The 24841-nt window shown below is 67.8% G+C and carries 21 protein-coding genes and 1 tRNA gene; 12 read left to right on the top strand and 10 right to left on the bottom strand.

Annotated features, from left to right (window positions below; all coding sequences use genetic code 11):
- The coding region (locus KIT86_RS17905; protein ID WP_297400827.1) for an NAD-dependent epimerase/dehydratase family protein at positions 1 to 554 on the top strand (554 nt) is incomplete at its 5' end.
- Between the two features lie 7 nt (positions 555 to 561).
- Here KIT86_RS17905 and KIT86_RS17910 read toward each other — a convergent pair.
- From KIT86_RS17910 to KIT86_RS17920, 3 genes are all read right to left on the bottom strand, one after another.
- Positions 562 to 1038 carry a low molecular weight protein-tyrosine-phosphatase gene (locus KIT86_RS17910; protein WP_297400829.1) on the bottom strand — a complete coding sequence of 159 codons (477 nt, stop codon included), beginning with the start codon at positions 1036 to 1038 and terminating at the stop codon, positions 562 to 564.
- Between the two features lie 65 nt (positions 1039 to 1103).
- Positions 1104 to 1388 (bottom strand): H-NS histone family protein, encoded by a 285-nt coding sequence (locus KIT86_RS17915; RefSeq protein ID WP_297400830.1) that lies wholly within the window; start codon positions 1386 to 1388, stop codon positions 1104 to 1106.
- 87 nt (positions 1389 to 1475) lie between these two features.
- Positions 1476 to 2465 (bottom strand): RluA family pseudouridine synthase, encoded by a 990-nt coding sequence (locus KIT86_RS17920; RefSeq protein ID WP_297400832.1) that lies wholly within the window; start codon positions 2463 to 2465, stop codon positions 1476 to 1478.
- A 589-nt stretch (positions 2466 to 3054) separates the two neighbouring features.
- On the opposite strand from KIT86_RS17920, the gene KIT86_RS17925 reads away from it, so the two are divergent.
- On the top strand, positions 3055 to 6186 hold the full coding sequence (locus tag KIT86_RS17925; protein WP_297400834.1) for an Rne/Rng family ribonuclease: 3132 nt from the start codon (positions 3055 to 3057) through the stop codon (positions 6184 to 6186).
- Positions 6187 to 6309: 123 nt separating this feature from the next.
- Here the strand turns inward: KIT86_RS17925 and KIT86_RS17930 are convergent, their stop codons facing one another.
- Genes KIT86_RS17930 through hemC form a run of 4 tightly spaced genes read right to left on the bottom strand, consistent with a single transcriptional unit; the run spans position 6310 to position 10622 of the window.
- Positions 6310 to 7590 carry a heme biosynthesis HemY N-terminal domain-containing protein gene (locus KIT86_RS17930; RefSeq protein ID WP_297400865.1) on the bottom strand — a complete coding sequence of 427 codons (1281 nt, stop codon included), beginning with the start codon at positions 7588 to 7590 and terminating at the stop codon, positions 6310 to 6312.
- Between the two features lie 23 nt (positions 7591 to 7613).
- Positions 7614 to 8801 (bottom strand): uroporphyrinogen-III C-methyltransferase, encoded by a 1188-nt coding sequence (locus KIT86_RS17935; protein ID WP_297400836.1) that lies wholly within the window; start codon positions 8799 to 8801, stop codon positions 7614 to 7616.
- On the bottom strand, positions 8798 to 9655 hold the full coding sequence (locus tag KIT86_RS17940) for a uroporphyrinogen-III synthase (RefSeq protein WP_367185450.1): 858 nt from the start codon (positions 9653 to 9655) through the stop codon (positions 8798 to 8800). The genes KIT86_RS17935 and KIT86_RS17940 overlap by 4 nt, the downstream gene beginning before the upstream one ends.
- Before the next feature lie 7 nt (positions 9656 to 9662).
- Complete coding sequence (gene hemC / locus KIT86_RS17945) at positions 9663 to 10622, bottom strand: hydroxymethylbilane synthase (RefSeq protein ID WP_297400840.1); 960 nt, start codon at positions 10620 to 10622, stop codon at positions 9663 to 9665.
- Between the two features lie 136 nt (positions 10623 to 10758).
- Between hemC and ppc the strand changes: the two genes are divergently transcribed.
- The 3 genes from ppc to KIT86_RS17960 are packed head-to-tail and all read left to right on the top strand — an operon-like array spanning position 10759 to position 15426.
- Positions 10759 to 13611 (top strand): phosphoenolpyruvate carboxylase, encoded by a 2853-nt coding sequence (ppc, locus tag KIT86_RS17950; RefSeq protein ID WP_297400842.1) that lies wholly within the window; start codon positions 10759 to 10761, stop codon positions 13609 to 13611.
- A 46-nt stretch (positions 13612 to 13657) separates the two neighbouring features.
- Positions 13658 to 14515: a 3',5'-nucleoside bisphosphate phosphatase gene (locus KIT86_RS17955; RefSeq protein ID WP_297400843.1), complete on the top strand. Its 858-nt coding sequence runs from the start codon at positions 13658 to 13660 to the stop codon at positions 14513 to 14515.
- Positions 14515 to 15426 (top strand): DMT family transporter, encoded by a 912-nt coding sequence (locus tag KIT86_RS17960; protein WP_297400845.1) that lies wholly within the window; start codon positions 14515 to 14517, stop codon positions 15424 to 15426. Before KIT86_RS17955 ends, KIT86_RS17960 begins: the two co-directional genes overlap by 1 nt.
- Position 15427: 1 nt before the next feature.
- Here the strand turns inward: KIT86_RS17960 and KIT86_RS17965 are convergent, their stop codons facing one another.
- Together KIT86_RS17965 and ligD are read right to left on the bottom strand one after the other, a co-directional pair.
- Entirely contained in the window at positions 15428 to 16288 is an 861-nt protein-coding gene (locus KIT86_RS17965; RefSeq protein ID WP_297400847.1) for a Ku protein, read from the bottom strand.
- Positions 16285 to 18792 carry a DNA ligase D gene (gene ligD / locus KIT86_RS17970; RefSeq protein ID WP_297400848.1) on the bottom strand — a complete coding sequence of 836 codons (2508 nt, stop codon included), beginning with the start codon at positions 18790 to 18792 and terminating at the stop codon, positions 16285 to 16287. The genes KIT86_RS17965 and ligD overlap by 4 nt, the downstream gene beginning before the upstream one ends.
- Before the next feature lie 143 nt (positions 18793 to 18935).
- Between ligD and KIT86_RS17975 the strand changes: the two genes are divergently transcribed.
- From KIT86_RS17975 to KIT86_RS17990, 4 genes are all read left to right on the top strand, one after another.
- Positions 18936 to 19571 (top strand): L-threonylcarbamoyladenylate synthase, encoded by a 636-nt coding sequence (locus tag KIT86_RS17975; protein ID WP_297400850.1) that lies wholly within the window; start codon positions 18936 to 18938, stop codon positions 19569 to 19571.
- Between the two features lie 63 nt (positions 19572 to 19634).
- The gene (locus tag KIT86_RS17980) at positions 19635 to 20303 is read left to right on the top strand and encodes a site-2 protease family protein (RefSeq protein ID WP_297400852.1); all 669 of its coding nucleotides are present in this window, start codon (positions 19635 to 19637) and stop codon (positions 20301 to 20303) included.
- A 7-nt stretch (positions 20304 to 20310) separates the two neighbouring features.
- Positions 20311 to 21603, top strand: a complete 1293-nt coding sequence (locus KIT86_RS17985; protein WP_297400854.1) for a tryptophan--tRNA ligase — start codon at positions 20311 to 20313, stop codon at positions 21601 to 21603.
- Positions 21604 to 21847: 244 nt separating this feature from the next.
- A complete protein-coding gene (locus KIT86_RS17990; protein ID WP_291123797.1) occupies positions 21848 to 22441 on the top strand; it encodes a response regulator transcription factor in 594 nt (197 codons plus the stop codon).
- A 51-nt stretch (positions 22442 to 22492) separates the two neighbouring features.
- Here the strand turns inward: KIT86_RS17990 and KIT86_RS17995 are convergent, their stop codons facing one another.
- Entirely contained in the window at positions 22493 to 23926 is a 1434-nt protein-coding gene (locus tag KIT86_RS17995; protein WP_297400859.1) for a HAMP domain-containing sensor histidine kinase, read from the bottom strand.
- A 105-nt stretch (positions 23927 to 24031) separates the two neighbouring features.
- On the opposite strand from KIT86_RS17995, the gene KIT86_RS18000 reads away from it, so the two are divergent.
- The 3 genes from KIT86_RS18000 to KIT86_RS18010 all read left to right on the top strand — a co-directional run.
- A tRNA-Ser gene (locus tag KIT86_RS18000) sits at positions 24032 to 24122 on the top strand.
- A 114-nt stretch (positions 24123 to 24236) separates the two neighbouring features.
- Positions 24237 to 24659 (top strand): hypothetical protein, encoded by a 423-nt coding sequence (locus KIT86_RS18005; protein ID WP_297400861.1) that lies wholly within the window; start codon positions 24237 to 24239, stop codon positions 24657 to 24659.
- Positions 24656 to 24841: hypothetical protein (locus KIT86_RS18010; protein WP_297400863.1), on the top strand; the 186-nt coding region annotated here is incomplete at its 3' end. The genes KIT86_RS18005 and KIT86_RS18010, both read left to right, overlap by 4 nt.

The following is a 24841-nucleotide window of genomic DNA, read 5'->3' on the forward strand; positions in this document are numbered from 1 at the left end:
CCGACCCGGTCGACCACCCGGTGAGCCTGTACGCAGCCACCAAGAAGGCCAACGAGCTGATGGCCCACACCTACAGCCACCTCTACGGCCTGCCCACGACCGGCCTGCGCTTCTTCACGGTGTACGGCCCCTGGGGCCGGCCCGACATGGCCTACTTCAGCTTCACGCGGGCGGTGCTCGAGGGGCGGCCGATCCAGGTGTTCAACCACGGCAAGATGAAGCGCGACTTCACCTACATCGACGACATCGTCGAAGGCGTGCTTCGCGTGCTCGACAAGCCTGCCACGCCCGAGAACGCGGGTGGCCCGCCCTACCGCATCTTCAACATCGGCAACCACGACCCGGTGCCGCTGATGGACTTCATCGGCTGCATCGAGCAGGCCCTGGGCCGGGAGGCGATCAAGGAATTCCTGCCCATGCAGGATGGCGACGTGCCCGCCACCTACGCCAGCACCGAGGCCCTGCACCGCTGGGTGGGCTTCGCCCCATCGACGCCGCTCAAGGACGGCATCGACCGGTTCGTGCGCTGGTACCGCGAGTACCACCGGGCCTGAACCCGCCTCAGTCCAGCGTGCTGAGCACCCGCTTGAGCACGCCCTCGCTGCCCTGCTCGCACAGGCCCAGCACCACCTCGAAACCCTGGGCGTTGCCGTAGTACGGGTCGGGCACCTCACGCCGGCCCTCCACCCCCGCGTACTCCAGGAACAGGTGCAGCTTGTGCTGATGCTCAGGAGGGCACTTGAACCGCAGGTTGTCCAGGTTGTCCGCGTCCATGGCCAGGATGAGGTCGAAGTTCTGGAAGTCCTCATCGCGCACGCGACGGGCGCGCTCGTGCTGGATCTGCGGGTAGCCGCGTGCCATCGCCAGGGCGATGGCACGGCGGTCGGCCTTCTCCCCCTGGTGACCGGCATAGGTGCCTGCGGAGTCCACCGCCACCCGCTGCGCCACCTGGCGGCGCGCGATGGCAGCGTGCAGCACGCTGGCCGCCATGGGCGAGCGGCAGATGTTGCCCATGCAGACGACAAGTATTCGGAACATGCTTTCGAGGGTACCAAAGACAAAGCCCGCCAGAGGCGGGCCGTGTGCAAGAGGCGGCGGGTGGATCAGATCAGGTAGCTGTCCAGACTCTTGCCCGATGCCAGCACGGCGCGAACCCATTCGGGTTTGCGGCCCGGCCCACCTGCCCAGAGTTCGCCATTCGGACCCTTGTATTTGGCCGGCGCGGCCGATTTGGATTTGCCGGTCTTCTTGCTCACCGAGGTGCTGCCAAGATCGGCGGTGGTGATGCCGAATTGCTTCATCTTGGCTTTGATATCGGCGATGACCGCGGAGAGCTCGTCCTTGCGAGCCTGCTCGGCCTCCGCCATCAGTTTCTGGGCTTGCGCCATGAGTTCGGAATAACTTGCCATTGAAATTGTCCTTTTAGGTACTGTTTGATCCATCCGCAAACGGATGTCTGCCAACGACGCAGACCGTCATTCTATTCCGGCGGATCGCCATTTATATAGCTCCGGCGGCAATTCGCACTGCAGTTCCAAGGTTGATTTGGTGACAGGATGTGTCAACCTCAAACGCCATGCGTGCAGGAACATGCGCTTCAAACCAATTCGCGCCAATTGCCTATTGAGTTCGAAATCGCCGTATTTGTCGTCCCCGGCAATCGGATGGCCCGCACTGGACAAATGCACCCGAATCTGATGGGTGCGGCCGGTCTTGATGGTGACCTCGAGCAGGCTCAAGCCCTCGGGCAGGGCCGCTTCCAGCCCTGCAGGAGTGGGCACGCGCTGCGCCACCTTGACCAGCGTGACCGAGCGCATGCCGTCCGGATCGTCGGGCGTGGTCACCCTCACGCGGCGCTCCCCATCGGGCAACAGGTATTTGTGCAATGGCTGGTCCAGCACCTTCAGGCGGGCGGGCCAGTTGCCTTTGACCAGCGCGAGATAGGTCTTGCCGGTTTCCCGCTCGCGGAATTGGTCCTGCAATGCCTTGAGCGCGCTCTTCTTCTTGGCAATCAACAACAGGCCGCTGGTTTCACGGTCCAGCCGATGCACCAATTCGAGCAATCGGGCCTGCGGTCGCGCCTGGCGCATTTGCTCGATCACGCCAAAACTCACGCCGCTGCCACCATGCACCGCCACGCCAGCGGGCTTGTCAATCGCCAGGAAGGCCTCGTCCTCGAACACGATCGGGAATTCGCGCGCGGGTGCGGGGTGGGCCGCCTTCTCCTCGGCGCGTTCGGACAGCCGGATCGGCGGGATGCGCAGCACATCGCCGAGGGCCACGCGATCGTCGGCCGACACGCGCCCCTTGTTGCGGCGCACCTCACCCGAGCGGATGATGCGGTAGATGTGGGATTTGGGCACCCCTTTGAGGATGCGGATGAGGAAGTTGTCCAACCGCTGCCCCGCCGACTCTTCGTCAACCGTGATGTGTCGGATTTCTCCCGAATTCGGGCTGCTGAGCATGGGTGTGAATAAGGCCACCACGAATGGCGGGGAGCTGACTATAATGCGTCACACCCGTCGTGTGCCGTAAGTGATTGATTTACCTTGAGTTTAAGGCAGTCACCCATGGCAAGGGAGCGCAGCTTGCAAGGCAAGGCGTCCGCCGCGGGTGGGTTGCCACCCGCAGCACCCGGGTCTGGTGCCGTTGCCTGATGCATTCCCATGCGAATGCGGGCGCGGCGGCGGACCGGTCGAAGCCGCGGGCGAATCCGCAGAAGAACACGAACCCGAATACGGAATACCCCAATCGCCCAGCCCGCAACACGTGGCTGGGTGAGGACGAAGTGAAGCCAGAGAGACACCGGCCAGATCCATGTCAATGACAGCCATCGAGCCTTCTTCCCTGTTCACCCACCTCCACGCGCCTACGCCCTGACCTGGCGGTTCGACGCGGCACCTCGGTGCCCGCCTGTGTTGAACGCTTCCCCGAACCGCGGGTCAACGGCTCTCCGGCAATTCCTCCCCTCGTTCGCGCTTCCGCTGGTTCACGGCAGGTTGGCGCATGGGCCGGTGGCCCCTGCGTCCTTGTGTTTGAACGAAGGAACGCATCATGAAACGCATGCTGATCAACGCCACGCAGGCCGAAGAGCGCCGCCTGGCGATCGTGGACGGGCAGAAACTGCTCGACTACGAAATCGAAATCGAAGGGCGCGAACAGCGCAAAGGCAACATCTACAAGGCGGTGGTCACCCGCGTGGAGCCGTCGCTCGAAGCCTGCTTCGTCGACTACGGCGAGGAACGCCACGGCTTCCTGCCTTTCAAGGAAATTTCGCGCCAGTATTTCGCCGCTGGCGTCCCGGTCAACCAAGCCCGGATCAACGACGTGATCCGCGAAGGCCAGGAACTGCTGGTCCAGGTTGAAAAGGAAGAACGCGGCAACAAGGGCGCCGCCCTCACCACCTTCGTGAGCCTGGCCGGCCGCTATGTGGTGCTCATGCCCAACAACCCGCGCGGCGGCGGCGTGAGCCGGCGCATCGAGGGCGAAGACCGCCAGGAGCTCAAGCAGGCACTGGACCAGCTCGAATACCCCAACGGCATGAGCATCATCGCGCGCACGGCCGGCATCGGCCGCGACGCCGCCGAACTGCAGTGGGATCTGAACTACCTGCTCAAGCTCTGGAACGCCATCGACGGCGCGACCAAGGGCGGCAAGGGCGCCTTCCTGATCTACCAGGAATCCAGCCTGGTGATCCGCGCGATCCGCGACTACTTCAACAGCGACATCGGCGAGATCCTGATCGACACCGACGACATCTTTGAACAGGCTCACCAGTTCATGAGCCACGTGATGCCCGAGCACGGGCACCGCGTGAAGCGCTACCGCGACGACGCGCCGCTGTTCTCGCGCTTCCAGATCGAGCATCAGATCGAGACCGCGTACAGCCGCACCGTGAACCTGCCCTCGGGCGGCGCCATCGTGATCGACCAGACCGAAGCGCTGGTGGCGGTGGACGTGAACTCGGCCCGCGCCATCAAGGGCGGCGACATTGAGGAAACCGCCACCCGCACCAACCTCGAAGCCGCCGACGAAGTGGCCCGCCAGGCGCGCCTGCGCGACCTGGGTGGCCTGGTGGTGATCGACTTCATCGACATGGAAGAGTCGAAGAACCGCCGCGAAGTGGAAAACCGCCTGCGCGACGCGCTGCGCCAGGACCGCGCCCGCGTGCAGTTCGGGGCCATCAGCAAGTTCGGCCTGCTGGAGATGAGCCGCCAGCGGCTCAAGCCCGCACTCAACGAGGGCGCCTCCATCCCCTGCCCACGCTGTGGCGGTTCCGGCCACATCCGCGACACCGAGAGTTCGGCGCTGCAGATCCTGCGCATCATCCAGGAAGAGTCGCTCAAGGACAGCACAGCCGCCGTGCTGGTGCAGGTGCCCGTCGAAGTGGCCAGCTTCCTGCTCAACGAGAAGCGCACCGAGATCACCAAGATCGAACTCAAGCAACGCATCAACGTTCTGCTGGTGCCCAACAAGTCGCTCGATACGCCCAACTACAAGCTCGAGCGCCTCAAGCACGACGACCCGCGCCTGGACAACCTGGACGCAAGCTACAAGCTGGCCGATGAGGTGGACGACGTCGCCAGCTTCACGCGCCGCAGCCAGGAACGGACCAACAAGCAGGAGCCGGTGATCAAGGGCGTGCTGCCCGATGGTCCGGCACCCGTGGCCGCACCACGCCCCGAGGCGCCAGCCCCTGCTGCCGCACCGGTGGCAGCGCCCGTGGCCGCCAAGCCCGTGCCGGCTGCACCCGCGCCGGCCGAGAAGGGCTTCTTCGGCTGGCTCAAGAGCCTGTTCGGTGCCGAGCCCGCACCGGCCAAGCCGGCGCCCGCGCCTGCCGTGGCCGCACCGGCCGCCAAGGGCGGTGCCCGCGAGGAACGCGCCGACGGCGGTCGCCGCGAAGGTGGCCGCGATGGCCGCAGCCGCGGTGGCCGTGGTGGCGCCGAAGGCCGTGGTTCGCGCGAAGGCCGCGAAGGCGGTGGCCGCAATGGTGGCCGCTCTGAGGGTCGCTCGGTCGAGGCTCGCGCCGAGGGCGGCCGCGTGGAAGGCCGCAACGAGCCCTCCCGCGGCGAAGGCCGGCGCGGTGAAGGCCGTGGCGAAGGACGCAACGAAAGCCGCGGTGAAGGCCGCAACGACAACCGCAATGAAGCGCGCGGTGAAGCCCGGGGCGAGGGTCGCCAGGGCAACCGCCGCGAAGGTGGTCGCCGGGAAGCGCCGGTGGCAGCCGAAGGCAGCAACGTCAACAACGCCCTGCCGCTGGACGCCACGCCGGGCGACGCGCCCGAATCGGCCGAAGGCCAGCAACGCCGTGAACGCGACCGCGATCGCCGTCCGCGCAACGACAACCGCCGTCGCCAGCCCGGCGCCGAAGGTGCCGAGGCGGCTCCCCGCCCCGAAGCCATTGAAGGCGAGCAGCCCGCCACCGAAGGCGTGAGCGAGACGCAGGCTCCACGCGAGGGCGATGCCGAGAACGCCGCGCCGCGCGGCAACCGCGAGCGCCGCAGCCGCGACCGTTATGGCCGTGACCGTCGGGAGCGCGGCCCCCGCGAAGGTTCCGTCGAAGGCGAAGAGGCACCGGCCGCCGCCGAAGCCGCGATGCCCGCCGAGCGCAGCGAAGTGGCCATCGACTCGCCCGAGGCTTCGACCTACGAGGCACCGGTGCGCAGTTACTTCAGCATGGCCACGCCGCCTGCCCCGGTCGCAGAAGCCAACGAAGCACCGGCAGCGGCACCCGTGGCCGTGGCCGAGGCCGCCCCGACCGTGGAGGCGCCTGCCGCGGCCCCCGTCGCCGCACCCGTGACCGAAGTGACTGCACCGGCGCCGGCACCTGCTGCCGTGGTGCCGGAAGCACCTCGCGCGCCGCGCGCCGCCGCCCCTGTGGCCGCGGCCGCGCCCCGCAGCACGGTCGAAGCCCCCGGCACCCGCGGCCTGCCCAAGGTTCAGCCGTTCACGCTGTCGGTCGAGGCCCTCGACCAGGTGGCACAGGCCAGCGGCCTGGAATGGGTGAACTCCAACGCGGAGAAGGTGGCCCAGGTGCAGGCCGCCATCGCAGCCGAACCCAAGCCCATCCATGTGCCCCGGGAACCCAAGCCGCCCGTGGTGCTGGACGAGGGCCCGCTGGTGCTGGTGGAGACGCGCAAGGACCTGCGCGACATGAAGCTGCCGTTCGAGAACCCGAACACCTAAGCGCCGAGACCGCCGCCCCGCCTGCGGGCGTGTGGCGGCAGGTCCCCAAAGAAAAAGCCGATCGGAATCCCGATCGGCTTTTTCTTGGGGGATGCTGCGCGCATCCCGTGCTTGCGGCTCGACTCAGTCCAGCAGTGCGGCCCGCTTCCAGGCGGCCTGCGCAGCCGTTTCATCGCCGCGCTCTTGCGCCAGTTGCGCCAGGCCCCGCCAGGTGCGGCGCAGCAGGCCCGGATCGTCCAGGCTGTGGCTGGCCTGGGTCAGCATCTGCGCGGCCTTGCCCCACAGCTGGCGCCGCATGCAGGCCTGGCCCGCGAGGTACTGCAGCAAGCCATTCTGCGGCCACTGGCGCTGCAACTGCTCCAGCCGGGCCAGCCCGGCGGCATCGAGTTCGGCCAGGCCCGGCTCGAGCGCCAGCACGAGCTGGCGCTGCTGCGCCCCATCCAGCGCCCCGAACTCGGGCCACAAGGGATCGAGCCAGGCGCGCACGCGGGTGTGGATCAACGCGCGGTCCTGCTCGCTGGCGGCGGGGCTGGCCAACTGGTTGGCACGCCGCGCGGCGGCCAGGGCCACTTCAGGCATGGCGCGTTCGGTGGCGTCCAGGCCACTCCAGAAAGCGTCCAGCTGCGCCATGTCGTGCGCCTCACGCAGGGCGTCGAGCGCCAGGCCGCGCACGATGCTGCGCGAGGCTTCGGGCGAAAACGCGCGGTGCTTGGCCAGCACGCGGGCGGTCTCCAGGGCCTCGGCGGTCTCGCCGCCCAGGCGGGCGATGCGAAGTTTCAGGCGCAGCGCCTGGATGCGCCGGCCCGCGCCCTGCGGGAGCTCGGCCAGACGCGCGCGCGCTGCATCGACATCGTGGTCTTCCACCGCCCAGCGCACCGCGCGCAGCAATGCGCCTTCATGGGCTTCGGGCGCGCTGCGGGCCAGTTGGGGACTGAGCGCAGCCTGCAGGTTCTCATCGCGGCGCTCGCGGTTCTGCAGCGATTGCGCGCTCTCGGCCAGCAGCAGGTGGGCCAGCAACTGGAGCTGGTCGCGCCGGGGCCATTGACCAGGCGCGACGCCCTTGAGCTGGTCGAGTGCCTGCTGGGCCGCCGACTGAGCGCGCACAAAGCGGCCCGCCAGCTGGTGAGACAGCGCGACCATGACCGACCCGACCACCGCGCGCTCGATCTGCTGGCTGCGCCAGCGCTGCGCCTGGGCGGGCAGGTCGCGCAGCATGGAGAACGCGCGCAGCGCGGCGTACAGCAGCACAAAGCCACCGATCAGGCAAAAGACGACGAAATTGAAGGAGACGTCGAAGCGATAAGGCGACCAGAACAGGGTGAGCGTGGCCTCGTTGTGGCCCACCAGCAGCGCGAGCGCCACGGCCAATGCCGCAAGGCCGAGCAGCCAGAACACGCTGCGCATGGCACCACCAAAACGGGCGGCCATCAGCGTCCCCCTGCCGCGGCGGTGAGGGCCGTCAAGGTTTCTTCGGGCCGGGGCAGCTCGCTGTCCACAAGGTCCTTGCGCAGGCGCGCCAGCGTCGCCTGGGCGGCGGTGACGCGAGGGGATTGGGTGTCGAAGTAACGCGCAAGCGCGGCTTCCACGGCCATCAGGTCGGCCTGGCTGGCCTGCATGTGGCGAGCCAGCAGGCCCAGGCGGGCGTTGAGCAGCTTGAGCTTGAGGTTCTCGCGCATGAACAGGGCCTGGTCGGGCGCCATCAGCACAGCCTCGGGCCGGTCAATGCGGCTCACGCGCACCAGCTCGCGGCCGTTGCGGGTGACATCGGCCCAGATGCGCGACCACAGCGCATTCCACCAGGCCGACACGCGGCTCCAGCCGGTCGCGTCCGGTTCAGCCGCCGCCTCTGGCGCGGCAGGGGCTTCTGCAGCGGCGTCTTTCAACGCCACGGGCTCGGCCGCAGGCGCGGCGGGCTTGCGCGCCGCCTTGCCCTTGCCCGCCGGGGTGGCCACCGGCTGGCCCACCTGGTTGAGCAACGGCCAGTCGTCCACCTGCCTGGCGAGTTCGTCAAGCTGCAGCGTCAAGGCCGGAATATCGGCCAGGGACGCGCCCTGGATGCGTTGGATGTCGCGCCCGATGGCGCGTTGCACCGGGTTCAGGCGCGGCTGCGCGGCGCGCGCGATGCGCTGGTCGGCCGCCTGCAGTGCCGAGATGAGCGGCTGGGCGGTGCCGGTGAGCTGGGCCTGCTGCTGCGCCAGGCGCAGCGCGGATTCCAGGTCCTGCACCAGGTTGTCGTCCCGCGAGCGGGAGAGCGACAGCATGAGCTCTTCGAGCTGGCTGCGCTGCAGCGTCACCTCCGACAGCCGAACTTCGGCCACGGCCAGGCGCGCCTGCAGCTCCTGCGTCAGGGCTTCGGCCTGGGCCGCCAGCGTGCGCGCCTCCACGGCCTGTGCGACGGTGTCCTGGCTGCGGCGGGCCAGCTCCTGCTGGGTGAAGCCAAGCTTCTGCCAGAGCAGACCCGTCATCACCAGCGCCAGCGCGGCAATCAGCAGGGCCAGCCATTGAAACACCTGGCCGGAACGCCGCGCAGCGGCCACAGGCGCCGGCGGCGGCGCAACGACGGCGGGCGCGGGCGCCGCAACGGGGGGGATGGGGTCGGGTGTGTCGGCGCTCATGGTCGGGTCCAGCCTGATTCTAGAGCGCGGACCACGTCGGCCAGTGCAGGACGGGTCTGACAGATTTGCACGAAGCCCGTCTGGCCGGCAGCGACGGCGATGCGCGGGTGCGTGACCAGCGCGCTCGCGCAGGCCCACGCCGGTGCGGGGCGCAGATTTTGCAGCGGCAGCAGGGCTTCGGAGCTGCTGAACAGCCACAAGCTGTGCGCCGTGGCCGCCGCGTCGATCACGGCGCGATCGGCGGCCGAAAGCGCGGGCGCGCGTCGCGCGTAAGCCACACATCCCTGCACCTGCGCACCCGCGGCGGTGCATTGGCGGATCAGCCAGTCTCGGCCGGTGCCGGCCACCCCGGCCTCGGCCGTGCCCTGGGCCGAGGTGCCGCGCACGATCAGCACCTGCCGCCCCGGGCCGACCTGGGACGAGACGACCGGCCACAGGTGCTCGGAGTCGAACTGAGCGGCATCGATGGGCGGAGAGTCGATGTGGGCCGCGCTCAGGCCCAGCGGTTCGATGGCCTGGGCCAGCAGGCGCGCCGTGCCAGGCCCCGGCGCCCAGAAACGGGTGCGAGGCGGCTGGCGGGCGGGTGCAACGCCGCTCTCGAAGAAATGCGTCACGGCCGCCCCACTCACAAACAGGATGGCATCGGCCTGCGTCCAGTGCGCACGCCAATGGCGCAACGTGGCCTGGTCGGCCTCGGCATCGGGGGGCGCGATCTCGATCAGCGGCAGGGCCTGAGCGGGCCAGCCTTCGGCGCGAAGGGCGTCCGCCCAGGCCTGGGCTTCGGGCGCCGGCCGCGTGACGATGAGCCGTTCCAGCCGGCGCCGGGTGCCAGGCGGGTGGGCGGCGGTGTCCACCAAGGCCTCAGGTCTCCGCGGCCGGGGAGGCGGCGCCCGCCGCGCGCAGTGCCTGGGCCACCTGCTGGCCCAGCGCCTCGGCTTCGCCCAGGGTGGTGACAGCCGATTGGTTGCCGACGCGCACCAGGGGCGAGCGGCCTTCGGGGTCGCCCCAGGCCGCGTCGAGCCGGAGCGCGCCTTCGCGGCCCCAGTCGGCATAGGCGGCCAGGGGCATGGAGCAGCTGCCGCCCATGGCCCGCGAGACGGTGCGCTCGGCGGCCACGCGCAGCCAGGTGGGCTGATGCACCAGCGGCACCAGCGCGGCGATCAGGTCGGCGCGATCGGCGCGCACCTCGATGCCCAGGGCGCCCTGCCCGGCCGCCGGCAAGGAATCGATCGGTTCGAAGATGTGGCGGATGCGTGCCTCCAGCCCCAGGCGCTTGAGACCCGCGGCGGCCAGCACGATCGCGTGGTACTGGCCTTCATCGAGCTTGCGCAGGCGCGTGTCGAGGTTGCCACGCAAGGGCTCGATGCGCACGTCGCTGCGGCCCAGCTGGTCGAGCGCCGCGCGCAGCAGCACCAGGCGGCGCAGGCTGGAGGTGCCCACCACGCCGTTGGCCGGCAGATCGGCCAGCCCGGCGCAGTGCGGCGAAACCCAGGCATCGCGCGGGTCTTCGCGTTCCATCACGCAGGCCAGGGCAAAGCCGGGTGGCAATTCCATCGGCACGTCCTTGAGCGAGTGCACGGCGATGTCGGCGCGGCCGTCTTCCAGGGCGAGCTCGAGTTCCTTCACGAACAGGCCCTTGCCCCCCACTTTGGACAGGCTGCGGTCCAGGATCTGGTCGCCCAGGGTGGTCATGCCCAGCAGCGTGACGCGATGGCCCAGGCCTTCGAGCAAGGCCTTGACGTGCTCGGCCTGCCACAGGGCAAGGCGGCTTTCACGGGTGGCGATGGTGATGGCCAGGGCGGGGGAAGAGGATGGGGACATGGGTCGGGAAGAAGGGTCCGGGAAGGCCGGACAGGGCGGGCGATTTTGGTACCCGGCTGGTAACGGAAGCGCTGATTTTGGATGCTAGCATGCCCTGTTCCGTCGAGCGCCCGTCCACCTCCAACCACCACCCACCATGACGCGAAAGCCCGCCCGCCCCGCCCCCCAAACCCACACCACCCAGGGCGCCGGACGGGCCGACAAGGACCAGCCACTCATCGACGACATCCGGCTGCTCGGTCGCATCCTGGGCGACGTGATCCGCGAACAGGAGGGCCAGGCCGCCTTCGACCTGATCGAGCAGATCCGCCAGCTTTCAGTGGCCTTTCGCCGGCATGCCGACCAGTCGGCCGACAAGGCTTTGAAAAAGCTCCTCAAAGGCCTCTCCGGCGACCAGGCTGTCAGCGTGATCCGCGCCTTCACCTATTTCAGCCACCTGGCCAACCTGGCCGAAGACCGCCACCACATCCGCCGCCGCGCGGTGCATGAGCGCGCCGGCAACCTGCAGGAAGGCAGCCTGGCGCGCACACTGCAGCGACTGCACAAGGCCGGCATCGCGCCATCCGAGGTGGTGCACACGCTGGCGAGCGCTCACATCTCGCCCGTGCTCACCGCCCACCCCACCGAGGTGCAGCGCAAGAGCATCCTGGATGCCGAGCGCGCCATCGCGCGCCTGCTGGGCGAGCGCGATGATCCGCAGCGCCTGCCGCGCGAGCGCGCCGACATCGAAGCGCAGATCCGCGCGCGCGTCACGCAGCTGTGGCAGACGCGGTTGCTGCGCTTTACCAAACTCACCGTGGCCGACGAGATCGAGAACTCGCTGAGCTACTACGAGGCGACCTTCCTCACGCAGATCCCCCGCCTCTATCGCGAGCTGGAAGAGGGCCTGGGCGTCGGTGGCGAGGCGGTGCCCTCGGTCGCCCCCTTTCTGCGCATGGGCCAGTGGATCGGCGGCGACCGCGACGGCAACCCCAATGTGACCGCGCAGACGCTGGAGCTCGCCCTGCACAGCCAGGCCGACATGGTGCTGCGCCATCACCTCACGCAACTTCACCACCTGGGCGCGGAGCTGTCGGTCTCGGCCATGCTCAACAGTGTGAGCCCGGCCATGCAGGCGCTGGCCGAACGCTCGCCTGACACCAACGCCCATCGCCAGGACGAGCCCTACCGCCGCGCGCTGACCGGCATGTACGCGCGCCTCGCCGCCACGCTGGGCAAGCTCACCGGGGGCGAGGCGGCCCGCCATGCCATCGCTCCGCAAGATCCCTACGCCAGCGCCGCCGAGCTGCTGGACGACCTGCGCACGATCGAGGCCTCGCTCAAGGCCCACCACGGCGAGGCCCTGGCGCGCGCGCGCCTGCTGCCGCTGATGCGCGCGGTGCAGGTGTTCGGTTTTCACCTCGCCACGGTGGACCTGCGGCAAAGCTCCGACAAACATGAAGAAGTGGTGACCGAGCTGCTGGCGGCCGCGCGCATCGAACACGCCTACTCGCAGCTCGACGAAGCCGGCAAGCGCGCCGTGCTGCTGCGCCAGCTCAACGACGCGCGCCCGCTGCGCGTACCCGGTGTCGCCTACACGGCCCACACCCTGGGCGAGCTGGCCATCTTCGACACCGCGCGCAGCGGGCGCGAGCGCTTCGGCGCGCAGGCGATCCGCCACGCCATCATCAGCCACACCGAAACGGTGAGCGATCTGCTCGAAGTGCTGCTGCTGCAGAAGGAAGCCGGCCTGATGCGCGGCACGCTGGCCGAGGACGCGGTGTGCGACCTCATCGTGGTGCCGCTGTTCGAGACCATCGAAGACCTGCGCAACGCCGCGCCCATCATGCGCGAGTACCTCGCCCTGCCCGGCGTGCGCGCCATGGTGCAGCGCGGCGCGGGCGACGGCTACAGCGAGCAGGACATCATGCTTGGCTACTCCGACAGCAACAAGGACGGCGGCATCTTCACCAGCAACTGGGAGCTGTACCGCGCCGAGATCGCGCTGGTCGATCTGTTCGACACGCTCAACAAAGGCGCCGACAAGCCGATCCAGCTCCGCATGTTCCATGGGCGCGGCGGCACCGTGGGCCGGGGCGGCGGCCCGAGCTACCAGGCCATCCTGGCACAACCCCCGGGCACGGTGCGCGGCCAGATCCGCCTGACCGAGCAGGGCGAGGTGATCGGCTCCAAGTACGCCAACCCCGAGATCGGCCGGCGCAACCTCGAAACCCTGGTGGCCGCCACGCTCGAAGCCACGCTGCTCAAACCCACGCGCAATGCACCCGCTGCCTTCCTCGCCGCGGCCGACGAACTCTCGCGCCAGAGCATGGCGGCCTACCGCGCACTCGTCTATGACACCCCGCGCTTTGCCGACTACTTCTTCGCGGCCACCCCGATCCGCGAGATCGCCGAGCTCAACATCGGCTCTCGCCCGGCCTCGCGCAAGGCCACGCAGAAGATAGAGGATCTGCGCGCCATTCCCTGGGGGTTCAGCTGGGGCCAGTGCCGCCTCACCCTGCCCGGCTGGTACGGCTTCGGCTCGGCCGTGCACGCCTTCCTGCACCGGGACGGCCCCAAGGGCGTGGCCGCGCAGAAGGCGCTGCTGCAGAAGATGGTCAAGCAGTGGCCCTTCTTCAGCACCCTGCTCTCCAACATGGACATGGTGCTGGCCAAGAGCGACCTCGCCCTGGCCTCGCGCTACGCCGAGCTCATGCCCGACAAGCGCCTGCGCAACCAGGTGTTCAAGGCGATCGAGGCCGAGTGGCAGCGCACCGCCGACGCGCTGGCGCTCATCACCGGCGAAAAGCAGCGGCTGGTGAACAACGCCGCTCTGCAGCGCTCCATGCGCCACCGCTTCCCCTACATCGACCCGTTGCACCATCTGCAGGTGGAGCTGGTGCGCCGCTACCGGGCGGGGGAGCACCAGGCCGACCGCGACGAGCGCGTGCGCCGGGGCATCCACATCTCGATCAACGGCATTGCCGCGGGACTGCGCAACACGGGCTGAACCCCTGGTTGCACAGGGCCATGGCAGCGCCACCTAAAATGAACCGGTGAACCCTTTGCTCAACGCCGACCTGCACTGCCACTCCGTGATCTCGGATGGCACCCTCACGCCCGAGGCGCTGGCCCAGCGCGCCAAAGCCAATGGCGTCGAGCTGTGGGCATTGACCGATCACGACGAACTCAGCGGCCAGGAGCGCGCCATCGCCGCAGCGCGCGAGGCCGGCCTGCCCTACCTCACGGGCACCGAGATCTCGGTCACCTTCGCCGGCATCACCGTGCACATCGTCGGCCTGGGCATGGACCACCAGCACCCCGCCCTGCTGGCCGGCCTGCGCGCCACGCGCGGCGGACGCGAAGAGCGCGCGCGCGAAATGAGCGACGACCTGGCCCGCGTGGGCATTAAGGGCGTGTACGAAGGTGCCTTGAAGTACGTGGGCAACCCGGAGCTGATCTCGCGCTCGCACTTCGCGCGCTACATGGTCGAAATCGGCGTGTGCAAGGAAACCAGCGAGGTGTTCCGCAAGTACATCACCGAAGGCAAGCCCGGCTATGTGCCTCACCGCTGGGCGGCCCTGGGCGACGCGGTGGACTGGATCACGCAGTCCGGCGGCGTGGCGGTGATCGCCCACCCCGGACGCTACAAGCTCACGCCCAATGAGGAATACGCGCTGTTCACCGAGTTCAAGGCCCATGGCGGCCAGGGCGTGGAAGTGATGACAGGCGCCCACGGACAGGCCGACTACGCCAAGTACGCGGGCTTCTGCCAGGAGTTTGGCCTGGCCGCATCGCGCGGCAGCGACTTCCACAGCCCGGAGGAAAGCCACACCGACCTGGGCCAGCTGCCCGACCTGCCGGGCAGCGTCACGCCCGTCTGGGCCCTGCTGCAGTCGCGCATCCTTCAGTGATGGCGCAGCCTCCGCGCCACTCGCCCGCGCAGGCCGTGGTGGGCATCGTCTTCCTGATCCTTGCCACGGCCTTCTTCGCGGTGCTCGATACCTCGGTGAAGTACGTCGGCGCCTACGTGCCGGTGCTGATGGCCGTGTGGTTCCGCTACGTGTTCCATGCGGTGGTGGTCACCGCCGTCATGCTGCCGGTGCGCGGTCGCCGCCTGGTGCGCACCGACCACCCGCGCTTCCAGCTGCTGCGGGGCATGCTCTTGCTGACGGTCAGCGCGATGTCCTTCGTGGCCCTGCAATACATGCCCGTGGGCGAGTTCACCGCGATCGTGATGATCACCCCCCTGGTGGTCACGCTGCTGGCCGCCCTGTTCCTGCGCGAGCGCGTGTCGCCGCTGCGCTGGCTGCTGGTGGGAGGCGGCTTTGCCGGCGCCCTGCTGGTGGTGCAGCCAGGCGGCGATGTGATCGCGTGGGCCAGCCTGCTGCCACTGGCGATGGTGTTCACCTACGCCTGGTTCCAGATTCTCACCAGCAAGATGGCGCGCACCGAAGATCCGATGACCATGCACTTCTACACCGGCTGGGTGGGGGCGCTGGTGTCCAGCCTTGTGCTCCCGGTGGTCTGGCAGACGATTCCCGATGCCGCCACCTTCGCCATCCTGTGCCTGATCGGGCTCATGGGCACGGTGGGCCACTTCCTGCTGATCCTGGCGTTCCAGCGCACGCCAGCCTCCACGCTCACGCCCTACCTGTACGGCCAGATCGGCTTCGCGATGTTCTGCGGCTGGCTGGTGTTCGGCCACGTGCCCGGGCGCATGGAGCTCATCGGCATCGCCATGATCGTGCTGTGCGGCGCCACCGCGAGCTGGCTCACCGCGCGCGACCACCGCCTGCCCGCCGACGCCCACCCACCGGAGTGACTCAGGCGCGCCGACGCGCCGGCGCGGCTTTCTTCGCCGGGGCGGCCTTGGGGGCACCGCCCTTGCGGCCGGCCAGGCTGCGCGCCAGCAACTCGGTGAGATCGACCACGTTCGACGGCGCCGCCGCCGCGCTCGCGTCTTCCAGCGGTGTGACGGTCTGGGTGTCGCCGGCTTTCACCTTCTGGCGCACCAGGTCCTGCACCGCGCTGACAAACCGGTTCTCATAGGCCAGCGGATCCCAGGGGCCCGTCATGTCGCTGATGAGCTGCGTTGCCATCTTCAGCTCGGCCGCCTTCACGCCCGCCGCCGACTTGCCGCTCGCCGGCAGCTTCAGGTCCTCGATGGGGCGAATCTCGCTGGCCCAGCGGATGGTGTTGAGCACCAGCGCCGGCCCCATGGGGATCAGCGCGGCCAGATGCTCCTTGGTGTGCATCACCACGCGTGCGATGCCGATCACCCCGGCCTGCGCCATCGCCTCTCGCAACAGGGCATAGACCTTCTCGCCCTTGCCGATGGGCTCGAGGTAGTACGGCTTCTCCAGCAGCAGGAACGGGATCTCCGCCGCCTGCACGAAGGTCTCGATCTCGATGGTTTGCGTGGACACGGGGTAGGCCGCCTTGATCTGCTCGTCGCTCACGATCACGTACTCGCCGTCGTCCTGCTGGATGCCCTTGACGATGTCCTCGCCCTTGATGGGCTTGCCGGTGCGCTTGTTGATGCGCTGGTAGCCCACCGGGTCCATGGAACGCCGATCCAGCCAGTCGAAATCGATGCCGCTGTCCTGCGAGGCCGGGTAGAGCGCCACCGGCACGTGCACCAGACCGAAGCTGATGGCGCCCTTCCAGATCACGCGCGGGCTCATGGCTTGTACCCCAGCAACTTCATGGCCGCCGTGAGCGAGCGCGCGGACCGCGTGTAGCCGTTCCAGGGCCGGTTGCCCACGGGCAGGCGTTCACCGATGTTGCGCACGTGCCAGTGGTCGCCGCCGCGCAAAGCCGGCAGCTCGCTCCAGTCCAGCGGCACCGACACGCCCATGCCCGGGCGCGCGCGAGCCGACCAGGCACTGACGGTGGTCGCGCCGCGACCGTTGCGCAGGTAGTCGACGAAGATCTTGCCGACCCGGTTCCTGGGTCCGCTCTTGGCCACAAAGCGCTGCGGAATGGTCTCGCTCATGTGGCGCACCACCGCCTGCGCAAAGCCTTTCACGCTGTCCCAGTCGTGCTGCTGGCGCACCGGCACGACCACGTGCAGGCCCTTCCCACCGCTGGTCTTGAGAAAGCTCACCAGGCCCAGCTGGTCCAGCAGAGAATGGGTGAGCTGCGCAGCTTCCTGCACTTGCGCCCAGGCCACCCCTTCACCGGGATCGAGGTCGAACACAATGCGGTTGGGCTTCTCGAACGAACGCGCAAACGCGTTCTGGGTGTGGAACTCGACCACGTTCCATTGCGCGGCCGAGAGCAACCCGCGCCGATTGGCCACCGCGACCCAGGGGTCGTGGCCCGGGTCCAGCGCGGCGTCGAGCTGCACCACGCCCGCCATCTTCATCGAAGGGGGCAGGTGCTTCTGGAAGAAGAGCTCGCCCTCCAGGCCCGAGGGCGCGCGCATCAGGGCCACCGGCCGCTGGCGCAGGTGCTCGATCATCAACGGCCCGACGGTGTCGTAGAACTGGACCAGATCGAGCTTGGTCACGCCGCTGCTCGGGTCGATCACCCGCTCGGGATGCGTCACCCGCCCTGCGGAGGGCGCGGGAGGCTTCTGCGCCGGCACGGGCGGATGGCCCGGTTTGCGCAGCGGCGCGGGCGAGTCGTTCGGCTTGGGCACATCCACCTCCCGTTCCACCGCCTTGGCGGCCTTGTCTTCCCGCAGGCCGACGAACACCGCATGGCGGATGTGGCCGGCGTGCGTCCAGTCCGAAAACGCCACTTCGGCCACCAGCGTGGGGCGGACCCAGTGGGGTCGGCCTGCGAGCGCCACGCCGTCGGCAAAAGGACTGGTCCGGCGCTCCAGGCCTTTGAGCTTCTGGTGCAGGCGGGCCAAGGTGCCGGTGTCGAAACCGGTTCCCACATTGCCCACATGGCGCAGCGAGCCGTCCGCATCGTGCAGGCCCAGCAGCAGCGCCCCGAAGCCGGTGCGCGAGCCCTTGCCTTCGGTGAAGCCCCCGATCACGAATTCCTGCCGCTGCCCGCATTTGAGCTTGAGCCAGTCGGTGCTGCGCGTGGACCGGTAGGGGGCGTCCTTGCGCTTGGCGATCACGCCCTCCAGGCCGAGCCGGCAGGCCGAGCTCAACACGCTGGCGGCGAACTCCTCGAACACGGCGCTGAAGCGCACCGCATCGCTCGGACGGTCCTCCAACAGGCGCTCCAGCACAGCGCGGCGCGCCACCAGGGGCGCGGCGCGAAGATCCTGTCCGCCCACATGGGGCAGGTCAAACACATAAAAGACCACCGCCGAGGTGCGCTCGTTCTCCAGCGAGCGCTGAAGCGCACCGAAGTCCGGCAGGCCTTTCTCGCCGAGCACGACGATCTCTCCGTCGTACCAGCCAGCGGGCAGGTGCAGGCCCTGCAGCGCCTGCCGCAGGGGCCGCAGGCGGTGGCTCCAGTCGTGGCCGTTGCGGGTGAAGAGCTTCACGTCGGCGCCGTCGATGCGCGCCAGCATGCGGTACCCATCGAACTTGATTTCGTACAACCAGCCCGCGTCGGCAGCGGGCACGCTCTGCGAGCGCGTGGCGAGTTGCGGTGACAAGGTCGCCGGCAGCTCTCCAGGCACGGCCTCGGGCGGCCAGTCGCCCTCTTCCCTCGACGGCATGCCCTGCGAGGCCACGCTGTCCGGCGCGGCATCGACCACGCTGAACGCCTGCGCAGGGCGGGCAAAGGCGTCGCGCTCCTTGATCAGCAGCCACGCGGGCTTCTTCTCGTCGCGCGTCTTCATGCGCACCAGGGCCCACCGTCCTCGCAGTTTGTGCCCCACCAGCTCGAACTTCAGGTTGCCACGGCGCAATCCCGCGTGGGGGTCGCCCTGCGGCGCCCACACACCTTTATCCCAGACGATGACCTTGCCCGCCCCATATTGGCTCGGCGGAATCGTGCCTTCGAAGCGGGCGTAATCCAGCGGGTGATCTTCCACCTCGACTGCCATGCGTTTGTCGCCGGGGTCCAGGCTGGGGCCCTTGGGCACGGCCCAGCTCTTCATCACGCCATCGAGTTCAATGCGGAAGTCGTAGTGCAGCCGGCTCGCCCAATGCTTCTGCACCACGAATTCGAGGGTCTTGGCCGCGCGGCCGACCTCGCCGGCAGGCTCGGGCGTGCGCGCGAAATCACGCTTGGCCTTGTACCGCTGCAACAGATCGAGAGAGGTGGTGGCCGTCATGCACCTCACAGGGCAAAGGGCGCGCCCGCCGCCGCTGCAGTCTCTGCGGCGGCGCGCCCCCACCAGCTGTGCCCCGTTTTGCGGCAATTTCTACTGTCTCCTCCGGCATGCGCCGATGGCGCGGGCCGGGTGACAATGTCGCCATGTCCCAGTATTTCGAAGTCCATCCCGAGAACCCGCAGCCTCGCCTGCTCAAGCAGGCGGTGCAGTTGCTCGAACGCGGCGGCGTGCTGGCGGTGCCCACCGATTCGAGCTACGCCCTGGTCTGCCACCTGGACGACAAGGCGGCGGCCGACCGCCTGCGCCGCATCCGCCAGGTGGACGACAAGCACCACCTCACCCTGCTCTGCCGCGACCTGAGCGAGCTTGCCAGCTACGCCAAGGTGGACAACCGGCAATACCGCCTGCTCAAACTCGCCACCCCCGGCCCTTACACCTTCATCCTCGAAGCCAGCAAGGAAGTGCCGCGCCGGGTGAGCCACCCCTCGCGCAAGACCATCGGCCTGCGCGTGCCCGAGCACAAGACCCTGCAAGCCCTGCTCGACCTGCACAACGCCCCGCTGCTGGCCACCACGCTGATCCTGCCCGATGAGACCGATCCGCTGAACGACGCGCAGGACATCCGCGAGCGGCTCGAGCACGACCTGGCCGGCGTGATCGACGCGGGCGCCTGCGCGCTCGCGCCCACCACGGTGGTGGACCTCACGCCCATGGGCACGGGTGGCGAGCCCGAGGTGGTGCGCACCGGCCAGGGCACGCTGGCTCGCCTGGGCCTCTGAGGCGTCCCCGCGGGCGGCCCGTCCCAGTCTGGGACAATACCCGTTTGCCCGCCGCCGCCCACCATGGATTTCGCCCAGATCGTTCAAACCGTCGCTCTCTACGCCATCCCGGTGTTGTTCGCCATCACCCTGCACGAGGCGGCGCACGGCTACGTGGCACGGCACTACGGCGACAACACCGCCGATGTGATGGGTCGCATCACGCTCAACCCGCTGAGCCACATCGACCCGCTGGGCACGATCGCCATGCCTCTGCTGCTGTACTTCGCCACCTCCGGCGCCTTCCTGTTCGGCTACGCCAAGCCGGTGCCGGTGAATTTCGGCCGCCTGCGCAACCCCAAGCGCGACATGATCTGGGTCGCTCTGGCCGGCCCGGCGGCCAATCTGATCCAGGCCGTCGCCTGGGTCGTGCTGTTCTATGGGCTGGTGGCCGCCGGTGTGCAAGAGCCGTTCTTCCTCAAGATGTGCGAGGCGGGCCTGAAGGTCAACCTCGTCATGTACGCCTTCAACCTGTTTCCGCTGCCACCGCTCGATGGCGGTCGCATCCTGGTGGGCCTGCTGCCCTGGAAGCAGGCCGCTCTGCTCTCCCGCGTCGAGCCCTGGGGTTTCTTCATTGTGATGGCCCTGGTGATCACCGGCGTGGTCGGCGCCTTCTGGTTGCTCCCGCTGATGTCGTTCACGCAGAGCGCCATCGAGGTGCTGCTCACACCCCTTCGCATGCTGCTGTTCTGATCCCGCCATGAAAACCCACCGCGTCCTTACCGGCATCACCACCTCCGGCACCCCCCACCTGGGCAACTACGTCGGCGCCATCCGCCCGACCGTGCGCGCCAGCCGCCTGGCCGAAGTGGAGAGCTTCTACTTCCTGGCCGACTACCACGCCCTCATCAAGGTGGGCGAGCCCGCTCGCGTGCAGCGCTCCACGCTGGAGATTGCCGCCACCTGGCTGGCCTGCGGGCTCGACCCGGAGAAGGTGACCTTCTACCGGCAGTCCGACATCCCCGAGATCCCCGAACTCACCTGGCTGCTCACCTGCGTGACCGGCAAAGGCATCCTCAACCGCGCCCACGCCTACAAGGCCGCGGTCGACAAGAACAACGCCGCCGGGGAAGACCCCGACGCGGGCGTGACCGCCGGCCTCTTCATGTACCCGGTGCTGATGGCGGCCGACATCCTGATGTTCAACGCGCACCAGGTGCCGGTGGGCCGCGACCAGATCCAGCACATCGAGATGGCGCGCGACATGGCATCGAGCTTCAACCACCTCTATGGCGAGCATTTCACCCTGCCCGAGGCGGTGACCGAAGACCACGTCGCCCTGCTGCCCGGCCTGGACGGCCGCAAGATGAGCAAGAGCTACGACAACACCATCCCGCTGTTCGTCCCGCGCGAACAGCTGCGCAAGCTCATCATGGGCATCGTGACGGATTCGCGCGCGCCTGGCGAACCCAAGTCCACCGAGGGTTCGGCCCTGTTCCAGCTGTACCAGGCCTTCGCCTCGGCCGAGGAGACCACCGCGCTGGCGCGGGCGTTTGCCGATGGCATTGCCTGGGGCGACGCCAAACAAACCCTGTTCGAGCGCCTGGACCACGAGATCGCGCCGCTGCGCGAGGTCTACAACCAGCTCATCCAGGACCCGGCACGCATCGAAAAGACGCTCAAGGCCGGCGCCGACAAGGCCCGCGCCATTGCCACGCCGTTCACGGCCCGGTTGCGAGCCGCCGTCGGCCTGCGCCGGCTCGACAGCGCGGTCTCGGCCGCCACCACCAAGGCCGCCAAGTCGTCTGCACCGTCCTTCAAGCAGTACCGCGAAAGCGATGGCCTCTTCTATTTCAAGCTGGTCGATGCCGGCGGGCAGTTGCTGCTGCAGAGCACTGGCTTCGCTTCGGGCAAGGAAGCGGCCGCGGCGATCGCACGCCTCCAGCAGGAAGGCAGCGGGGCGCTGGATGGCTTGCGTTCGCAACTGGCCACCGAGGCCGACCCCGCGGCAGTGGCCCAGGCGCTGGCCCATTTCGGACTCGACAAGGCATGAGTGTCCGCCCTGTGTCGCCCTTGTTCGAGCTTTGATACACAATCGGGGCTCCCTGTGCAACCTGAGCACGTGTCCTTCCGACCTCGATCTTTCTGCGGCTTTGAGCCGCTCGGCTCAAATACCCCGGGCGTTTGCCTCCAAAAGTAAAAAGAACGACTGCATTGGCCCGTTATTGGCTATCGCCAAACACGTGCATTCTCGATATGCTGTCAACTCGACCTCCGTTATTACCGGCCCGCCAGACATGAGTATTTTTGTTATCGACGACCACCCGCTGATGCGCGAAGCCGTCGTCATGCTGTTGCGACGCCTGCGTGCTTCCACGCAGGTCGTTGAACTTGAACGTCTGGCGGCCGTGAGCAAGGCCATCGCCGAACACGGCGAGCCCGAGCTCGTCTGCCTGGACCTGAAGCTGCCCGATACCAATGGCGTCTCGGGCGTGCGGGAAGTGCGCCAGATGCTGCCCGATACGTCTCTGATCGTTCTCTCGGCCTCCCCCTCCTCCGATTACGAAGACCTGGCCCGCGAAGCCGGCGCCGATGCCTACGTGGAGAAGTCCGCCGGTGCCGCGCAGATCGCCAAGGTGCTGCGCGAGTTCCTGGCCGACGAAGTGGAAGACGAGAACGCGCCCACCATTCCGGAGAAGCTCTCCAAGCGCCAGAAGCAGCTTCTGGTCATGCTCGACCGGGGTCTGAGCAACCGCGACATCGCCGAGCAGCTGCAGATCAGCGAACACACCGTCAAGGTGCACCTGTGGCGGCTGTTCCGCCGCCTCAACGTGAAGAGCCGCTCGCAGGCGAGCCACCTGGCCCGCACGGCCGGTCTGCTCGACCTCTGACCCTGTGCCGCCGGGCCGGCCCTGCTGCTGGGCGGGCCGGCGTTGCCGCCCCTAGAAACCGGAGTTCACGCCCACCGTGGTGGCGTGGCCTTCGTGCGGCTCTCGCTGGGTGAAGTTGGGCAGCATCACCCGGAACACACTGCCCCGGTTGGCCACCGAGTTCAGGGCGAGCTGGTAGCCCATCAGCGAGGTGAGCTTGGACACGATGGTCAGACCCAGGCCCAGGCTGTCCTCGGTGCCCTGGTGCTGCGAGACGCGGAAGAACTCCTGAAAGATCGCCTGCTGGTGCTCACGGGCGATGCCCACGCCGGTGTCCCAGACCTCGAACACCAGCATGTCCTCTCGGTGGCGCAGTCCCAGCAGCACGCCGCCTTGCTGGGTGTGGCGCAGGGCGTTGGACACCAGGTTGCCCAGGATGCGGCGCAGCACCACCGGATCGGACCAGATGGTGCAGGTGCGCGTGTGCGTGCGCAGGCGCAGCGACTTGCCCACCGCCACCGGCTCGAACTGCAGCGACAGGTCGGCAAACAACTTCTTCACGTCCACATGCTGCAGCCTCACCTTGTAGTTGCCGGCATCGATGCGGGTGAGGTCGAACAGCGAGTCGAACAGCTCGTTGATCGCGCGCGTGGACTGCAGGATGCGAGGCGCGATGTCGCGCGCCATCTCCGGCTCGGTCGCCAGCCAGTCCGCATACAGGCTGAGCGCGTGCACCGGTTGGCGCAGGTCGTGGGCGGCCGAGGCGAGAAACCGGTTCTTCGTGGCCACCGCGCGCAGGGAGGCGCGGGTCTGCAGCGTCAGTGAGTCGATCAGCTCCTGGTTGGAGAACTGCAGCTCGAAACTGGAGCGATGCACCTCGTGCAGCCGCCGGCCGGCCATGAGCAGCAAGCCCCAGAACACAAACAGCAGCGCCATCAGCACCAGGCCAATCTGCACCGCCTCGGCCTTGTGCAGCATCCACAAGGTGTTCCAGGCCAGCCCGACAAAGACCGAGAAGATCAGCGCGTTGGCGTACTGGCGGAACACCGGCAGGTAGGCGCTGAAGGCCGTCAGGGTGAGCAAGCCCTGGCCGAGCACCACCAGCCCGCACACGAACTGGGTGGCCTGGGTGGACTGCTGGTAACTCAGCAGCACCGGGCCGCCCCAGAGCAGCGCCATCGCCGTCCAGGACCACCGGTATCGCTCCACGAAATTCATGCGCTGAGGCCCTTCCAGGCTGTCGTGGCGCAGCCGGTAGATGCCGATCAGGCGGTAGCGCATCACCAGCATGGCGAACGTCAGGGTCGCCCACACCGCCAGCGCGATGGTGTTCGTCTGCCCGGCCATCAGGTAGACCAGCACCGGCAACGAAAGCACGCCTGCCAGCAGCGAGGGCCCCATGTTGTCCATCAGGACGCCGATGAGTTGGGAATTGACCCAGTGGTCGCGCACTTCGGGCGACGCGGGCACATGCTGGTAGGTGGCGGGTTGGGTATCGACGAGCATGAAAGACCAGCGGACAAGCGATGCCGCATTGTCTCACCCGGCCTGCGAGCAACACCTGCGGCAAAACCCGCTGCGCGGCCTGCTAGAATCTGAGGCTTCGAACACGGAGAGGTGGCAGAGTGGTCGAATGCGCGGGACTCGAAATCCCGTGTACGTTTTCAACGTACCGTGGGTTCGAATCCCACCCTCTCCGCCACGACACAAGCAAACATGCGGCCTCCGGGCCGCTTTTTTGTTTTGTCCATCAAAGCGTCCATCAATCGTTTGATGTTGGCAATACGGCAACATTGCTCCCAGCCAAACGTGATGATTGCCACTTGCCTACTACGGCAGGGCAGGTACATTTGCGACATTCAATGGAGCGAACGTGGCAACAAGCAAAGTAGTCAAGAGAGCGCCTCGGAAAGCTGCGGCATCAGCATCCACCGAGGCTCAAGTGAAGGTGTCTTTAGAGCCGACCTTCGAAACTGTCCCTGTGTACGCGAATCACATCGAAGTAGGGCATACGCGACACGAATTCACGATTCTCGCCGGTCGAGTGCCTGGGAAAATGCCCGCAGAGCGTTTTAAGCAGGCACGTGAGACTGGCTTGCTACAACTCGAGCCAGAGGTAACCATTCTTGTCGCACCCACCTTAGTTCCTGGCATCATCCGGGCGCTCAAGCTGCAGCTTGAGAAGTGGGAGAAGGTGAACGGCCCTGTATCTGAACCTGAATCGGAGAAAGAAAAATGACTGCCTCTTCTGACCGCCACCTACTTAGCTGGACAACCGCTGCTGAATCCGTGTTTTCCTCTTTGCCTGGTCAATCGTTGCCCAAAGCAACCGAAAAGAGGGCAACTACCCAGCGCCCAAAGCGCTCAACTCAAAAAAGTCAGGCGCCTGAAGTTGAGAAGGCAGTGTTCGCACACATCCGA

The organism is Hydrogenophaga sp. (genome assembly GCF_026125825.1).
Classification (GTDB): Bacteria; Pseudomonadota; Gammaproteobacteria; order Burkholderiales; family Burkholderiaceae_C; genus Hydrogenophaga.

Coding starts and splice junctions, on each gene's coding strand:
- KIT86_RS17995 (WP_297400859.1), bottom strand. CDS start 23,926: ATGCTCGTCGATACCCAACCCGCCACCTACCAGCATGTGCCCGCGTCG.
- KIT86_RS17980 (WP_297400852.1), top strand. CDS start 19,635: ATGGATTTCGCCCAGATCGTTCAAACCGTCGCTCTCTACGCCATCCCG.
- KIT86_RS17920 (WP_297400832.1), bottom strand. CDS start 2,465: ATGCTCAGCAGCCCGAATTCGGGAGAAATCCGACACATCACGGTTGAC.
- KIT86_RS17910 (WP_297400829.1), bottom strand. CDS start 1,038: ATGTTCCGAATACTTGTCGTCTGCATGGGCAACATCTGCCGCTCGCCC.
- KIT86_RS17935 (WP_297400836.1), bottom strand. CDS start 8,801: ATGAGCGCCGACACACCCGACCCCATCCCCCCCGTTGCGGCGCCCGCG.
- KIT86_RS17975 (WP_297400850.1), top strand. CDS start 18,936: ATGTCCCAGTATTTCGAAGTCCATCCCGAGAACCCGCAGCCTCGCCTG.
- KIT86_RS17925 (WP_297400834.1), top strand. CDS start 3,055: ATGAAACGCATGCTGATCAACGCCACGCAGGCCGAAGAGCGCCGCCTG.
- ppc (WP_297400842.1), top strand. CDS start 10,759: ATGACGCGAAAGCCCGCCCGCCCCGCCCCCCAAACCCACACCACCCAG.
- KIT86_RS17960 (WP_297400845.1), top strand. CDS start 14,515: ATGGCGCAGCCTCCGCGCCACTCGCCCGCGCAGGCCGTGGTGGGCATC.
- KIT86_RS17990 (WP_291123797.1), top strand. CDS start 21,848: ATGAGTATTTTTGTTATCGACGACCACCCGCTGATGCGCGAAGCCGTC.
- KIT86_RS17930 (WP_297400865.1), bottom strand. CDS start 7,590: ATGCGCAGCGTGTTCTGGCTGCTCGGCCTTGCGGCATTGGCCGTGGCG.
- KIT86_RS17965 (WP_297400847.1), bottom strand. CDS start 16,288: ATGAGCCCGCGCGTGATCTGGAAGGGCGCCATCAGCTTCGGTCTGGTG.
- hemC (WP_297400840.1), bottom strand. CDS start 10,622: ATGTCCCCATCCTCTTCCCCCGCCCTGGCCATCACCATCGCCACCCGT.
- KIT86_RS17915 (WP_297400830.1), bottom strand. CDS start 1,388: ATGGCGCAAGCCCAGAAACTGATGGCGGAGGCCGAGCAGGCTCGCAAG.
- KIT86_RS17985 (WP_297400854.1), top strand. CDS start 20,311: ATGAAAACCCACCGCGTCCTTACCGGCATCACCACCTCCGGCACCCCC.
- ligD (WP_297400848.1), bottom strand. CDS start 18,792: ATGACGGCCACCACCTCTCTCGATCTGTTGCAGCGGTACAAGGCCAAG.